We start from the raw sequence: 15,247 nt of genomic DNA on the forward strand, positions 1-15,247 counted from the left end.
TTTATCAAGAGCTTAAATGGTAAGCAATGTAACATTTTGTTATAAAGCCACGCGTTTCTCGGAATGACGAGGTCAGACCATCGTGGATTGTTAAAGTGCGACAACGATCAAATTAAATCAAAGTTAAATGAATGACGGCAATAATTTGATACCCGATATCGCCGCTTCCCAATATCATTCTCTCGGAAACATCGCTTGCCGTCTGGTGGACTGTAGCAATAGATTCGGATGCGCGACAGGCGCTATCGAATCTATTGTTACAGTCCACTAGAATAGAGAATTCTAGTTTACCCGGCCACAAGCTCCCATGATGCCTGTTAGTTCTAACGTATATGCCATCGGCGATTTGCAAGGCTGCCATCAAAGTCTGCAGGCGCTGCTCGCAAAGATTGATGCAGAAACTCCCGACGCCCGATTGATTTTTGTTGGGGACTTGGTAAATAGGGGGCCAAATTCGCTGACGACTTTAAGGCTGATTCGCTCACTCGGCGATCGTGCGCAAGCAGTGCTCGGCAATCACGATCTACATTTATTAGCGGCAGCGCATAGCATCCGCAAACTGCATCGCAGCGACACGCTCGACCAAGTGCTGGATGCGCCTGATTGCGATGAATTGCTGAACTGGCTGCGGCGCTGTCCGCTGGCGCTGATGGAAGACAGTCATTTGCTGGTGCATGCTGGCGTAGTGCCGCAATGGTCGGCCGTCAAAACGCTGGCACTGGCCCACGAAGTTGAAGAAGCGCTGCGCGGTCCGCACTGGGTCGATTTCTTACGCTCGATGTACGGCAATCAACCGGCGCGCTGGGAAGACACCTTGCAAGGCAACGACCGCTTGCGCTGCATCGTCAATGCGCTGACCCGAGTGCGCTTTTGCACCGAAGACGGCACGATGGAATTTACCGCCAAAGAAAGTGCCGGCACTTCCCTGCCCGGCTACCTGCCGTGGTTCGACGTCCCGCAACGGCAGACCGCCGATGTGACCGTTGTGTTCGGTCATTGGTCGACATTGGGATTGACCCTTCGGCCACATCTGATTGGGCTGGATACCGGTTGTGTCTGGGGCGGAAAATTAACCGCTGTACGCCTGTCGGATCGCGCCTTGTTTCAGGTCGAATGCCCGCAGTCGCAACGTCCCGGATAGAACATGCCTGGGCTGACAAGAACGCCGGGATCTTACTCGGAAGCGACGACTGACTGAGTCTGTCCCAACGCACCTGCAATCGCCGCTCGCGTAGTGACCGCCAATGCGCGTCGATGCACGCCGGCAGTTTCAATCGGCGCCAACTGAATCAGCTCGGCAATCATCGGGCGTGCTTTCAGAATGGCAATCATGCTTTGAGCAAAAGTCATGTCGCCGATAAAATCCGCGGCGGGATGTAGGGCGCCATCGGCATCCAGGTAGCGCAGCGCATAGGGCTGCACCGGCACCTTGGCATCCAGCGCCGCCTCAAACAGATTGGCGTGAAAAGGAAGGACGCCTCCCTGCGCCGCAGTCGTCCCTTCCGGGAAGAAGGCGACACGTTCACCGGCCTGGATACTGGTTACCAGCCCTTGAAAAATCCGCCGCACATCGCGTTGCTTGCCACGCGCGATAAAAATCGTGCCGCTCTTTTCGCACAGCCAGCCGACCAGCGGCCAATCCCGGATATCCGATTTCGCCACAAACCGGCACGACTGCAACGAGTTGATGACAAAGATATCCAGCCACGACACATGATTGGCCACGATCAATGCGCGCGCCGCGGCCTCTGCTCCCGATGGATTCCTGAGTTCAAGTCGGACCCGGCAAATGACCAGCAATTTGATCGACCATTGCCGAATACGCCGTTGGCGGCCAGCCGCGTCGGTCAGCGGAAACACGAAGGCGCAAGTCCACAACCCGACAAACAGGTGCACGAACACGCGCAACAATCGATAGGCGATCATGCCCGCTCAAAAGCGATTTGACCGGCCACTATCGTCGTCCTGACACGTCCGCCCAGCTCGTATCCGAGAAACGGCGTGTGCTTGCCCTGGCTGGCCAAGGCTTTCGCTTCCACCTTCCAGCGCACGGCGGGATCGAACAGGCAAATATCGGCAGTGCTGCCGACAGACAATTGACCGGCCGGCAGGCCGGCCACGCGGGCCGCATCGCTGGAAATTTTTGCGATCGCACGGCTGAACGGTTGCTGATCCGGATCGACGCACTCGTCGGCCCACTTCAGCGCCAGCGACAGCAGCAGTTCGAGACCCGTAGCGCCTGGCGTTGCTTCGCCAAACGGCAGCAATTTTTCATCATCGTCGACCGGCGTATGGTCCGAGCAAATCGCATCGATAGTGCCGTCCAGCAGTCCCTGCCGAATCGCATCGCGATCACGTTGCGAACGGAACGGCGGCGTCATCCGCGCATTGGAATCAAAAAAGCCGATATCGACATCGGTCATATGGATGTGGTGGGCGCCGACGTCGCAAGTGATAGGCAAGCCTTCTTTCTTGGCAGCCCGCACCAACTCCAGACCGGCAGCGGAGGAGATCCGGCACAAATGCACGCGCGCACCGGTGGCACGCACCAATTCGAAAATCGTGTGCAAGCGGATGGTTTCGGCCATGGTCGGCACACCGGACAAACCCAGGCGCGATGCTACCGGTCCGCTATGAGCAATCCCGCCGCGCCCCAGATACGGATCCTGCGGATGCAACCAGACGGTGTATTCAAAGGTCCGCGCGTATTGCAGCGCGCGCAGCAACACCGTGGTATCCAGGATCGGCTGTTCCGCTTGCGCAAATCCGATGCAGCCGGCATCGGTCAACTGCGCCATTTCGGTCAGCTCTTGCCCCTTGAGGCCGACTGTCAATGCACCCAGCGGATAGACATGCGCTTGATTCAAGCCCTTGGCCCGATGTTTCAGCATCTGTACCAGGCCGGGTTCATCCAGCACCGGATCGGTATCGGGCGGGCATACCAGGCTGGTGACGCCGCCCTGCATTGCCGCCTGCATTTCGGATTCCAGCGTCGCCTTATATTCGTAGCCCGGCTCACGCAAACGCGCGCTCAGGTCAACCAATCCCGGCATCACTACCAGCCCGCTGGCGTCGATGGTCTTGCTGGCGGAAAAGTCGGCGGGCGGCTGGCCGATGCCAACGATCTTGCCCGCGGCGACATACAGATCTTGCTGGCCGTCGATGCCGTTTGCCGGATCGATCAAGCGACCATTTTTGATGTGAAGTTTCATCTGTTAATTTTTTCTGGGGCGATTCTATATTCAATATTCTCTGGACGACTCAGGCAGCGATTCCGTCGGAAAACTCAATTCCCAGCCAGGATGCTCATGACCGCCATCCGCACCGCGATGCCGAAAGTCACCTGCGGCAGGATCACCGCCTGCGCGCCGTCAGCCACTGCGGAGTCGATTTCCACGCCGCGATTCATCGGCCCCGGATGCATCACGATCGCGTCCGGCTTGGCCAGCGCCAGGCGCTCCGGCGTCAGGCCGTAGCTCTTGAAAAACTCCTGCGCCGATGGCAGCAACGCGCCGCTCATGCGCTCGTTTTGCAAGCGCAACATGATGATCACGTCGACACCTTTCAGGCCTTCATTCATATCGGTGAAGACCCGCACACCCATCTGTTCCAACCCGCTCGGCAGCAGGGTGCGCGGACCGATCGCACGTACTTCCGGCACGCCCAGCGTGGTCAAGCCATGGATGTCCGAGCGCGCAACTCGGCTATGCAGGATGTCGCCGACGATCGCCACCGTCAAATTGGTGAAGTCTTTTTTGTAATGGCGAATCGTGTACATGTCGAGCAAACCCTGGGTCGGGTGCGCATGGCGGCCGTCGCCGGCATTCACCACATGGACATGCGACTGCTGGGTGTCGGTCAGGTGCTTGGCGATCAGATACGGCGCACCGGACTGGGCATGACGCACCACGAACATATCGGCGTGCATCGCCGACAGATTGTCGATCGTATCCAGCAGCGATTCGCCCTTGCTGGCGCTGGAGGCCGAAATGTTCAGGTTGATCACATCTGCCGACAAACGCTTCGATGCGATTTCGAAGGTGGTGCGGGTACGGGTGGAGTTTTCGAAGAACAGGTTGAACACGCTTTTACCGCGCATCAGCGGCACCTTTTTCACCTCGCGGTCGCTGACGCCGACAAACGATGACGCGGTGTCCAGGATATGCGTCACTACCGAAGTCGGCAATCCTTCGATGGTCAACAGGTGTTGCAGTTCGCCGTTTTTATTGAGTTGTGGGTTATGCATTGTGGAGTACCGTCAGGGTAAATCGGCCGTCGTCAGCGCGTTCGAGTTGCAGGGTCTGATCCGCACCAAGCGCGGCCACATCCGCGACGAAGTCGGCGACGATCGGCAGTTCCCGCTCTTCACGATCGACCAGCGCCGCCAGCATGACTTTGGCCGGACGGCCGTAGTCGAACAGCTCGTTGATTGCGGCGCGCGTGGTGCGGCCGGTGTAGAGCACGTCATCCACCAGCAGGATCGTCGCGCCGTTGACGTCAAACGGAATGTGCGTGGGCTTGACCTCGGCACGCAAGCCTTTTTTGGAAAAATCGTCCCGGTAGAACGACACGTCGACAAAGCCCAGGCGATTACTCTCGGTCAGCTGCAGCGCGGCGGCCAGACGCTCGGCGACCCATGCGCCGCCGGAATAAATACCGATCACGGCAACGTTTTCGGCTTGCGCCAGACCTGCTTTTACTTGTGCCTCGAGCGCTGCGTACAGCGCTTCGGCATCGAATTGTGGCGTGGTTGTAGTCATTACATCTTCATCGCAAAATCAATACAAAATCATTCGGATAGATCGTCAAAATATTGCTGCAATATGATTGCCGCAGCTTGGTCGTCTATAACTTCACCGCGCTGATGCTTGATCACGGCAGATGAATAGCGTTCATCGACCAATACCGTGACAACGCCGTAGCGGCCATGCAGCTGATTCGCGAAACGTCGGCAGCGGACGCTCATTTCATGCGTCGCGCCGTCCGGATGCAAGGGCAAGCCGACCACGCAGCGGGTTGGCTGCCATTCCTGCATCAAGGTGGAAATCTCGGCGAATTTGGCATCGTTGGTGGCGGCGCTGATCACCAGCAATGGCTGGGCCTGCTTCAGCATGGTGTTGCCAACGGCAACGCCGACCCGCTTGAGACCGAAATCGAAACCCAATACTGTTTCCATCAGGCTGCTCCGGTCCCAAAAGCATTATCCATGCCACAGTCAATAAAAAATTCACGCACGACCGGATTCCGTGGTCAGCATGAACGGGGAAATCCCCAGCAAGTTGAGGGCAGCGGCGAACCGTTCCTCAATCGGCAATTCGAAAATAATCGACGGTTCGGCAGCAACCGTCAGCCAGCCGTTGCGGGCAATTTCATCTTCCAATTGACCAGCGCCCCAGCCGGAGCAACCTAGACTGACCAATATTTGCTGCGGGCCGGTCCCTAGTGCAACCTCTTCCAGCACATCCTTGGACGTGGTCATGGCAATCAATTCGGTCACTTTCAGACTGGAGGAATAGTCTTTGATCGGGGAATGCAGCACAAAGCCGCGCTCGACCTGCACCGGCCCGCCGAACATGACAGGGCGCTCGGCCATCGGGACCGCAGAGTGGAGTTCGGGACTGATTTCAAGCTTGAGATCGATGCGGTCGAATAGCACTTGCATCGTCATGTCGGTCGGCTTATTGATCACCACGCCGAGTGCGCCATTGGCATTGTGTTCACACAAATAGACTACGGCCCCGCCGAATATGGGATCCAGCATGGATGGCATTGCGATAAGGAAATGATTAGTCAGATTCAACGATGAGAAATCTGAGTCTTTCGATGCGCCGGCAGTGCTTTTACGCGAGGCGGGATCTTCAGGGGGGGTGTCTTGCTTGGCCATGCCCGACATTTTATCAGTTTTGAATCTGGCAATCCGGCTTTGAGAAGAGGTTTGCCTCTGGCAAATGTCTTGCCAAACCACGATGAAAATGGGCTAGCGCAAAAAAAATGCCGACATATAAATCAAGCGAGTTATATGTCGGCAGCTGTTGCTAATGGCGCTTACTGGAGGGCGGATGCCCTGGGGACGAAAGATGCAATTGCGCTGATCAATTGGTCTTCCTGATATGGCTTGCCGAAATATTCGTTGACGCCCAACTCCATCGCATAGCTACGGTGTTTGGCGGCGGTGCGCGAAGTAATCATGATGATCGGAATATGGCGGGTCCGGTCGTCATTGCGAATATTGCGCGCCAGGTCGAAGCCATCCATACGCGGCATTTCAATATCGACCAGCATCACGTCCGGTGTGATTGCCTGCATCTGTTCCAGCGCATCGACACCGTCCTTGGCCAATACCACCTGATAGCCTTCGCGCGACAACAGACGCTGGGTGACCCGGCGCACTGTCAGCGAATCGTCGACCACCATCACGATATTTTGCGTACGCAGGCCTTGCACTGTCTGCGCCGGCGGTTTCACGCTGATGTCGGTAGCCGTCATTTCTGCGACCGCCCCCATCACATCGTGGGTAGCCAACGGTGTGAGCAGCGGAGCCCGCTGTTCGTGTCCAAAACGCAGCACCAGCGGCACCGGATTCAGGATCAGAACGATATCGCCGGAACCCAGCACCGTGGCGCCGGCCACCCCGATCATCCGCGATAACTGCGGGCCGATATTTTTAACCACGACTTCTCGATTGCCGACAATCTCATCGACGTGCAGCGCGACGCGATCATTGCCGCTTCTCAAGATCATCACTGGCGAATATTGCTGCGCTACCGGGGTCGAATGGGTATCGCCCAGCAGTGTCGACAGATACTGCAGCGGTACCGGCTGTCCTTGCAACATCAGCACGCCGTCGTTGTAGGCGCTGGCCAGCGCAGTCGACTTCAGCTGCTGCACCTGCTCCACCAGCGCCGAGGGCACCGCATAAGTATTGCCGCCGGTCGTCAGGAGCACTACCTGCGTCACCGCCAGCGTCAACGGCAAGTGAATCGTAAAGCGGGTGCCCTGGCCCGGATCGCTGGCGACCGCAACACGGCCCCCCAGCGATGCTGCCTCGGAGCGCACCACGTCCATGCCGACGCCACGGCCGGCCAGTTCGGTTACTTCCGCGCTGGTAGAAAAGCCGGGCCGGAAAATCAGGTCGGTGGTCTCAACATCGGAGATTTCCTGATCACTTTCCAGCAGGCCGACGCTGCGCGCCTTGTCGCGAATTCTGGACAGATTCAAGCCTTGGCCGTCGTCCGACAATTGGATCAGCACTTCATTGCCGTCCTGGCGGATTTCAATCTTCAGTTCGCCGGTCTCGCTCTTGCCGGCAGCGCGACGCGCCTCACGCGACTCGATGCCGTGCACGATGGCGTTACGCAGCAAGTGCTCAAACGGACCGACCATCTTTTCCAGTACGCCGCGATCGATTTCGACATGGCTGCCGAGAATATCCAGATTGACCCGCTTGTCGAGCTCTTTGGAAACCTGACGCGTCAGCCGGTACAAACGTTCCGCAACGCTGGCGAACTGCACCATCCGCACATGCATCAGATCTTGCTGCAAATCGCGGGTCAAACGACCTTGGGTCGCCAAGTCGACGTTGGCATCCTCCACCGTGCTGGTCAGATTCTTTTGCAGCGAGGCGACGTCATTGACGCTCTCCGCCATCATCCGCGTCAACTCTTGCAGTCGGGTAAAACGGTCGAACTCCAACGGGTCGAATTCACGCTCGCCGGCCAATGTCATCCGCGAGCTGATTTGCGCTTCTGCCTGAATTTCGATTTCGCGCAGCTGACTGCGGAGACGATCAATGTTTTCCGTCAACTCGCCCAAAGACTGCTGCAAGGTGCCGACCCCGGCTTCCAACCGTGAACGGGCGATGGAAACTTCACCGGCCTGATTCACCAGGCGATCCAGAATGTCCGCATTGACGCGCACTTGCGCTACCTGCACCTGCGTTGCCGCGTTCGCCGGTGCTGGCGCCAGCGTCGCCGCAGCCGGCGCTGGCCTCACGCTTGGAGGATTGTTCAGCGCTTGCGGCTGCACCGCATCGACGACAGCAGGCGTTGCTTGATCCACTGGTTTTGGCGCAGTCGGATTTTGCAAGTTCTCGAACATCTGCACGCCGTGGTCGTAATGCGCGAGCAATTCGTCAATGGTGTGACGCGAAGCCCCACCAGTGTGCAGAATCGTCTCGATATGACTTTCCATCTCGTGCATGTGCTGGCCGAGCACCATCGCACCGGCCATGCGGGCACTGCCCTTGATGGTGTGCAAATGACGCAGGATAGACTGCGAAGCAGTCGCATCGGCCGGGCTTTGCTGCCAAGTGCGCAACGCGCTGCCGATTTGCGGCAACATGTCGCGACCTTCTTCCAGGAACACCGGCAACAGGTCGGCATCCAGGTCGTCCCTGAGCACCAGTGATGGATCGATTTCGGCCGCGGTCGATTCGAACAAATGAGGCGTCTCCACCATCACCGGCGCTACCAGCGACAGTTCCGACGGCGCTGCGGGCGCTTCGAAAGCCACCGGCTCGGGCGCCGCTGCCGGCGCCTCATCCCATGCATCCGACGCCACGACAACCGGCTCGACCACTGGGAGTTCTTCGATCGCTTCTATCGCTTCGACTGCTGCAATCGGTTCGATGGATTCGACGGCGTCGCCAGCATCAAGCGGCTCAGCTAATGCAGCTGCCTCAACGACCTCGACGGCACGCGGCTCTTGTCCTTGCCACAAGCTGTCCAGGGCGCTGACCAATGCCGGTTCGTAATAAGGCATGTCGCCCTGCGTGAACTGTTGCAGCATCCACTTGGCGCGCTCTACGCCCTGTTGCAATATCTCGAAATCCTGCGCCCGCAATGGCGCTGGTTGCAACGCGATGCGCTGCAAGGCCATTTCCATCGCATGCGCCACTTCTTGCAATGATTTAAAGCCTACCGTGGCGGAGCTGCCTGCCAGAGAATGCGCGGCATGTACCGACTGCGTCGTTACCTGACGCTCCGGCTCGTGCCGCCACTCGGCAAAGTCGTGCGACAAATGGCGCACCAGTTGATCGGTCTCGGCCAGATAGATGTTGTAAAGCGGCAGGCCGATCACCAGATCGCCGACTTGCTTGGTGCTATCGTCATGCCGTATTTCCTGCATGCCCGGGAACGCGATTACCTCGGCGTCGACCGCGGGTACCGGCTCGGCAAGGTGCGGTGCTTCTACCTCGGGTTCTGCGTCGAGCGTCGCCGTCTCAGTAGCGGAGAACGATTGAAACTCGTGGCTATCGCCGAACAGGGCCAGATCGCTATCCGACAATTGTATTTCTTCGGCTTGAGCCTGCACTGGAGGCAGCTCAGGCAATTCCGTCAACTCTACGGCTGCTGCAACATTATTCGCTTCGGCTTCAGGGGCCGACACCGGCGCGACAAATGCCCCGCCGTTCCTCACGCGCTCGGCGCTCTCGGTCAATCCTTGCGGCGTCCGTTGCGATTGCCCGTTGACCTGAATTTCTTGGACCCATGCATCCAGCAGCGTGACCGCATGATCCAGCAAAGCAGTCAGGTCGGCGCTGACCGCACGCGACTCCGACAACCACAGATTGAGTACCTGCTCAATGCTCCAGGCCGCTTCGCCGAAAGCATTCAGGCCTATCATCCGGCTGCTGCCCTTCAAGGTATGGAAGGCGCGGCGCAACACGGTCAGGGGTTCTTGCTTGCCTGCCGCATCGCGCAATTGCGGCATGGTCTGGCGAGCGGTCGTCAATACCTCCTCGGCCTCGGACAGAAAAATCTCGCGCAATTCGGCGTCGGCTTCTTCATCCGTCACCGACGGCGTCGCGATTGACGCTACTTCTTCGGTGTGAACAGGTACGATCTTGGTCACGATTTCCGCCAGCGATTGCTGCGAAGCGGAGAAATCGGGGTGATTCAGAATGTCGATCGCTGCCTGCGCACGATCGGTTGCGGCCCGGTCATCGCTCAATGCAGCATCGACACGCATCTGCGCCAGCGACTCTTTCAGTTGTTCCTGCAAGGCCGGATTGTGCGGCTGCGCGGTCAAGGACAGTGCGAGTTCGGTGGCTTCCTGCTGATGCTGCAGCAACTCATCTTCGACTGTTGCCAGCTCGGGAAAAGACGGCAAGCTGTCGCCGTCGGCTGCACTTGCAACAATGCTGACATCCGAATCGAGCGGTTGCACCACCGGATCAGGCTGCGGCGCCGGCGTCAAGGCGCGGCGCTCCAGCAAATTGACGCGGAATACGCCCGACTCCTCGTCGAAAGTAAAGTGGTTGTTTTGCGTGTCCGACTGGTGCTGCAAGGTTTCGATGAAGAAGCTCAACGCGCCGATGTTCTGCGCGATGCGTTCGAAGTCTTTCTGCTCCGGCTCTTCCGCTTGTTCGGCAGCGGTAAAGCGCTGCAACGTGGCGCGCGTATGTTCGACCACGCGCAAGGCATCGGTCTGATCCTGAATCGCCAATGCGCCCTGGATCTGATACAGCACTTGCTCGATCTGCGCCAGCACTTCACGCCGGGATGGGTCGCTAAAGAACTCGTCCAGCATTTTTTCGACCTGGCGCAAGCTCGACAACATTTCCGAAGCCAGCATTTTGACTGTTTGACGCTGCTGCGCTTCGCGATAAATATCGTCGATCCATTGCGCCGGCTTGTTCAGCGTCTCGCCCGAGACGACAGACAGCAGACGCGCCGTCATCGCATCCGCCCGCTCGGAAAAATTCTCCGGCAAGCGATTGATATGGTTCAGGGTATTTTCAACAAACAGCAGGCTGGTCGCGATTTCCATGCTGATAGCATCGCCCGGCCGCGAATGCGCCGCGTGGCGCGCAATGCCGTTCAGCTCGCGCAGCAACTTCGATAGCGAAGGCGCGTTCAGCTGAGCACCCGCTTCGCTCAAGCCGTGCATTTCCTGTTCGAATGCAGATGCCGGCCCGGCGTCGCCGCCAGCCAGTCGATCCCACATATTTTTTGCTTGCGTCAGCCGCTCTTTGGCCGCACTCAGCGCGTCCAGGCTGATCTGCCCGTAGTGGCGCGTGCTGTAGTCGGTCGGCACCACGCCGTTCAGGCGATAAGCCGCACGGATCTGGACGATGCGTTTGGAGACTTCCGCCGATGCTTGAGAAACCCCGGCAATAAAAAACAAGGCGTCGCGCAACAGGCGCTCGGAGATGCTTGACGATCCCTGGCTCAGGCGCCGCAGTTGCAAATTGATGCGGGCGAATAATTGTTTGACGTACAGCTCGTTCGGCACCTGCGCAGTGGCCACCGCTTCGGCGAGGCCGTGCATCACCCACCAGAATCCCCTGGCTTGCTGGTTGCGCTGCATCTGCTCGACTTCCGCCACGACCGCTTGCATGGCAGATGCATTTTCCAGTTCGGCCGCCTTGTCGGCGTTTTTTAGGAATGGCAGCAACGCGCGCTCAAATCGTTTGCGCAACGGCAGATAGGCATCTACCTCAACCGGCGCTGCATTGTCTGCTGCAGGAAAGTGCGGGCGTATCGTCAGGTCGGGGAAGAACAGGTCGGCCGGATGGATTCTTTCCGCGCCGCGGATTTCCAGCAGCGCCTGGTAATACGGGAATAAGCGGACCGGTTGATGCGCACTGCCGGCCAACAACTCGTCCAGATATTCGATCAATGCCTGGTAGGCATTCTTGATGATCTGCGCATGCTGCGCAGTCAGTTGAGCCTGCCCCGATTCGGCACGCTCCAGTAAATCCTCAACCGTTTCGGTGATGATGGTGACGCCGTCGATGTCCACCATCTGCAACGCGCCGTGCGCCTGATGCAAATAGGTTTTGGCATGCCGGATGGCGGTCAGGTGTTCTTCATTTTGGGAGTCGGCGGCTTGCTCTGCCGCCTGCAACAAAGCCGCGCCGGATTGGCCTAGCGCCTCGCGGATTTCGTTCATTACCCATGACAATGGTCCGGTATCAAGATGCGCCCGCGTGGCTTCAGCGGTGCTGGAAAAATCGGTGGTCATGACAGCCTCATGGGTTCAAATAGTGGTCAATCGAAATCGACCACGATGCGTCAAAATTGGGCCGAACGGACTCGGCGCACATTTATCTTGGCGCTTAATCTTGACAAATAAGCTTGGCAAATAAGCTTGGTAAATAAGCTTGCCAAATAAGCTAACGCCAACCCGGCCGGCCTTCAAGAAATCTGAAGCGCAGTCAGGTTGGCAGCAGTGGTTCAATTGGATACGCGGAAACGTGATACCGAACTTTTCAGATCTTCTGCCAGCTTGGAGAGTTCGCGAATCGACAACGCTGTCTGACGCGTACCTTCCCGGGTCTTTTCAGTCACTGAAAGAATGTTCTGAATGTTGGTAGCAACGCCATTTGCCGAGTTCGCTTGCTGCTCGGTAGTGGAGGAAATACTTTGAATCAGTTCCGCCAGTCGGTTCGAAACGCGTCGGATATCGGACAGCGCAGCACCGGCCGCATCGGACAGTTTTGCACCTTCAACCACCCCTTGCGTCGAGCGTTCCATCGCGACCACCGCGTCGTGCGTATCGGTCTGAATGGTACGAACCAGCGCACCGATCTGCTTGGTCGCGGCGCCGGAACGTTCCGCCAGCCGCTGAACTTCTTCCGCAACCACCGAGAATCCGCGTCCCGCTTCACCGGCCGATGCCGCCTGAATCGCCGCGTTCAGCGCCAGCACGTTGGTCTGTTCGGTAATGTCGGAAATCAGTTCGGTGATTTCACCAATCTCTTGTGAAGATTCACCCAGTCGCTTGATCCGCTTGGAAGTTTCCTGGATGTGTTCGCGAATTTCGTTCATGCCTGAAATCGCGTTTTCCACCGCCTTGGAGCCGTCTTCAGCCGCGCTAACCGACTGCCGCGCCACCTCGGCCGATTCATTGGCTGACTTGGAAACATTGGTAATCTGCGTCGCCATGTCCAGAACCGCTTGCGTGGTTTCCTGAATATCGCGCGACTGTCTTTGCGATGCGGCCAGCAGTTCGATCGAGATGCTTTGCGCCTGATCGGATGCAATGGTCACCTGCTGCGCCGTTGCGGTAACCCGTCCGACCAGTCCGCGCAACTCTTCCACGGTGTAGTTCACCGAGTCGGCAATCGCACCGGTAATGTCTTCCGACACCGTCGCCTGCACGGTCAAGTCACCGTCCGCAACTTCCTGCAATTCATTCATCAAGCGCAAAATCGCGGCCTGGTTCTGGTCATTCGCGTTGTTCGCTTCTTCTTCCAGCTTGATCGCCTGCAAGCGCTGTTCTTCCGCTTCGAGACGACGCACATCCGCTTCGTGGGTACGGCGACGACCGTCTTGCACCTGCACCCAGGCAATTCCTGCCGATGCCAGCAGTGCGGCAAACGCCGACAACAACATCAGCCAGAACGCGATGCTTTGCGTATCTTGCGCGCTACGATAGGCATCTTCCAAACCGGTCAGACGTTGCTTGAGCAATTCGTTCTCGGTAAAGATCAGCTGTTCCGATTGTTTCGCCGAAACGAAATTCTGCATATTGCCCAGAATCGATGCGACCGATTCCTGGTATTCGGCAAAGCTCTTTTCCAGCTCAACCAGTTTGCTGCGTTCTTCTTCGTTTTTACTGGCTGGCAAACGCAGCACATCGCTACCGTTCAAAAAGCCGCTGACGATATCGCGGAAAGTATTCGTGTCCTTACCAAGCAAGAACGCGGTTTCCGGATTCACACCTTCCGAGGTCAAGAATTCATTCGCGCTACGGCCCAGACGTTGGGTCAACATGACCAGCTGCGAGGACGCTGCGATTTCGCGCGGGGTCGCGCCGGCTTGGGTTTTCAGTGTTGCAATCTGTTCCGACAGATCGAGCAAGGTCGGCGAAATACCATTCAACTTTTGCAAAGTCACACCAAAGTTGGTCAATTGCTTTTGCAGCTTCAGGACCGTCTCGGCAGCCTTGTCGGTATTCGACCAGACTTTGCTGACATCTTGCAGCATTGAATTCATTTGACCGCTTGGCGAAGAAATGTCGCGGCCTTTATAGTCGCCGCCTTTCATCAAGGTGCTGAGGTCGTGATTGAATTCGGTGCGGCTATCCGACAATTGTTTGAATGCCTCTGCATTACCCTGAATCGCATTCGGCGTCGCTTTACCAATACGCTGCGAGTGCATCAGCGCATCGCCGGCGATCTGGGTCTGGGTCGAGCTCAGCGCAGAACTCTTCGCGCTCAGCCACAGGAACAGGACCGTCAGGAACAATGCCGCGCCCAGAACGATCAGCAGAATCCGGATCTGCTTTTGCTGCGGCAGCTTGCCGATAAATGGCAACGGCCGCGCTTCAGGACCGACCGCAACACTGGCAGGCGCAGCAAAGGCAGCAGGGCTGGCAGCAGCAGGTTTCGGGATTTCCCGCGCTGGTTCCGGCGTTGATGGAGCAGTATATGCAGGCTTCGGCATAATGCTCACTGGAGGCGCGGCAGGCGGCACGTAGGCCGGCTCAGGCGCAAAACGCTCTTCCATGACAGTTTGTTCAGGGTCGTGTGACATTAATGCTTCCAGTACGAACTGATCACCTGCTTCGCCCTGCTCTTCCTTCGCCGCCTTGGATAAGGACGGTAGTTTGAACGTCATTTCAGAATCTCCTAATTGCACATTCGCTGCCGCCAGGTACTAGCGCTGCGCGCTAATACCCGGGACTCATAAACCTACTTGTAAAAACCGCGGATTCCGCAGGATTTGGGCCATGCTCAGCTCGGTCCAAACCTGGGAATCGCTATCGAGATAACGCTTGGCCGGCAGCTCATCAACAGCTGCGGAAGTCTCTGCCTGCGGCTGCAACGTCATTTGCGCGACGTTGCGCAAGCCGAGCACGCGCGAAACCAATAAGCCGCTATTGAAAGAAAATGTCGGCGCAAACGCGACAATCCGACATTCCTTGTCAATTTGCGTCAATCCTTGCCCCTGAAAACGGGCAAAGTCGATCACGCTGACCAAGGAACCGCGGATGTTGCTCAAGCCCAGATACCAATCATGCGTCAACGGCACCCGGGCAATATTATCCACCGCCACGATCTCACCGGCCTCCTGCAAATTGAGCAGCCACCGCGTGTGCCCGATCAAGAGTCCAAGCTGACTCTCTTGCGCCTCGGTACCGCTGCGGGCGGCCTGCATCCGCTCCAACAAGTGCGACTGAAATTCGCGCAGACGATTGCGACGAGAATCTGCATCGGTGCCGCCTTTATTGACAGGCTGCAGTGGTAACAGCGACGACGGCTCGGCCGTCAAATGCGAAGTCGATTGGGTCATATGGA

At 57.7% G+C, this 15,247-nt stretch carries 10 protein-coding genes; 1 reads left to right on the forward strand and 9 read right to left on the reverse strand.

Translation table 11 applies throughout. The features are described from left to right. Window positions 1-307 precede the first annotated feature (307 nt). Window positions 308-1,141, forward strand: coding sequence for a symmetrical bis(5'-nucleosyl)-tetraphosphatase (locus ACFPM8_RS19510; RefSeq protein ID WP_379000052.1), 834 nt, complete (start codon window positions 308-310; stop codon window positions 1,139-1,141). Between the two features lie 32 nt (window positions 1,142-1,173). On the opposite strand, the gene ACFPM8_RS19515 is transcribed toward ACFPM8_RS19510, so the two are convergent. The 9 genes from ACFPM8_RS19515 to ACFPM8_RS19555 form a co-directional block, all read right to left on the reverse strand. Continuing rightward, window positions 1,174-1,926, reverse strand: coding sequence for a lysophospholipid acyltransferase family protein (locus ACFPM8_RS19515; RefSeq protein WP_379000054.1), 753 nt, complete (start codon window positions 1,924-1,926; stop codon window positions 1,174-1,176). Then, window positions 1,923-3,212, reverse strand: a complete 1,290-nt coding sequence (locus tag ACFPM8_RS19520; RefSeq protein WP_379000056.1) for a dihydroorotase — start codon at window positions 3,210-3,212, stop codon at window positions 1,923-1,925. The genes ACFPM8_RS19515 and ACFPM8_RS19520 overlap by 4 nt, the downstream gene beginning before the upstream one ends. 74 nt (window positions 3,213-3,286) lie before the next feature. After that, complete coding sequence (locus tag ACFPM8_RS19525) at window positions 3,287-4,246, reverse strand: aspartate carbamoyltransferase catalytic subunit (RefSeq protein ID WP_379000058.1); 960 nt, start codon at window positions 4,244-4,246, stop codon at window positions 3,287-3,289. Continuing rightward, window positions 4,239-4,760 carry a bifunctional pyr operon transcriptional regulator/uracil phosphoribosyltransferase PyrR gene (gene pyrR, locus ACFPM8_RS19530; protein WP_379000060.1) on the reverse strand — a complete coding sequence of 174 codons (522 nt, stop codon included), beginning with the start codon at window positions 4,758-4,760 and terminating at the stop codon, window positions 4,239-4,241. The genes ACFPM8_RS19525 and pyrR overlap by 8 nt, the downstream gene beginning before the upstream one ends. 29 nt (window positions 4,761-4,789) lie before the next feature. Continuing rightward, the gene (ruvX, locus tag ACFPM8_RS19535; protein ID WP_379000062.1) at window positions 4,790-5,176 is read right to left on the reverse strand and encodes a Holliday junction resolvase RuvX; all 387 of its coding nucleotides are present in this window, start codon (window positions 5,174-5,176) and stop codon (window positions 4,790-4,792) included. Between the two features lie 51 nt (window positions 5,177-5,227). After that, the gene (locus tag ACFPM8_RS19540; protein WP_379000266.1) at window positions 5,228-5,893 is read right to left on the reverse strand and encodes a YqgE/AlgH family protein; all 666 of its coding nucleotides are present in this window, start codon (window positions 5,891-5,893) and stop codon (window positions 5,228-5,230) included. A gap of 152 nt (window positions 5,894-6,045) precedes the next feature. Then, window positions 6,046-11,967 (reverse strand): Hpt domain-containing protein, encoded by a 5,922-nt coding sequence (locus ACFPM8_RS19545; RefSeq protein ID WP_379000064.1) that lies wholly within the window; start codon window positions 11,965-11,967, stop codon window positions 6,046-6,048. Between the two features lie 212 nt (window positions 11,968-12,179). Continuing rightward, on the reverse strand, window positions 12,180-14,567 hold the full coding sequence (locus ACFPM8_RS19550; protein ID WP_379000067.1) for a methyl-accepting chemotaxis protein: 2,388 nt from the start codon (window positions 14,565-14,567) through the stop codon (window positions 12,180-12,182). A gap of 66 nt (window positions 14,568-14,633) precedes the next feature. Then, a complete protein-coding gene (locus ACFPM8_RS19555; RefSeq protein ID WP_379000069.1) occupies window positions 14,634-15,242 on the reverse strand; it encodes a chemotaxis protein CheW in 609 nt (202 codons plus the stop codon). Window positions 15,243-15,247 lie beyond the last annotated feature (5 nt).

It is taken from the genome of Paraherbaspirillum soli (assembly GCF_042654985.1).
Taxonomy (GTDB): domain Bacteria; phylum Pseudomonadota; class Gammaproteobacteria; order Burkholderiales; family Burkholderiaceae_D; genus Paraherbaspirillum; species Paraherbaspirillum soli.

Bases quoted from the DNA above. Each gene is read 5' to 3' on its own strand.
- ACFPM8_RS19510 (WP_379000052.1), top strand. From the start codon at position 308: ATGATGCCTGTTAGTTCTAACGTATATGCCATCGGCGATTTGCAAGGC.
- ACFPM8_RS19515 (WP_379000054.1), bottom strand. From the start codon at position 1,926: ATGATCGCCTATCGATTGTTGCGCGTGTTCGTGCACCTGTTTGTCGGG.
- ACFPM8_RS19520 (WP_379000056.1), bottom strand. From the start codon at position 3,212: ATGAAACTTCACATCAAAAATGGTCGCTTGATCGATCCGGCAAACGGC.
- ACFPM8_RS19525 (WP_379000058.1), bottom strand. From the start codon at position 4,246: ATGCATAACCCACAACTCAATAAAAACGGCGAACTGCAACACCTGTTG.
- pyrR (WP_379000060.1), bottom strand. From the start codon at position 4,760: ATGACTACAACCACGCCACAATTCGATGCCGAAGCGCTGTACGCAGCG.
- ruvX (WP_379000062.1), bottom strand. From the start codon at position 5,176: ATGGAAACAGTATTGGGTTTCGATTTCGGTCTCAAGCGGGTCGGCGTT.
- ACFPM8_RS19540 (WP_379000266.1), bottom strand. From the start codon at position 5,893: ATGTCGGGCATGGCCAAGCAAGACACCCCCCCTGAAGATCCCGCCTCG.
- ACFPM8_RS19545 (WP_379000064.1), bottom strand. From the start codon at position 11,967: ATGACCACCGATTTTTCCAGCACCGCTGAAGCCACGCGGGCGCATCTT.
- ACFPM8_RS19550 (WP_379000067.1), bottom strand. From the start codon at position 14,567: ATGACGTTCAAACTACCGTCCTTATCCAAGGCGGCGAAGGAAGAGCAG.
- ACFPM8_RS19555 (WP_379000069.1), bottom strand. From the start codon at position 15,242: ATGACCCAATCGACTTCGCATTTGACGGCCGAGCCGTCGTCGCTGTTA.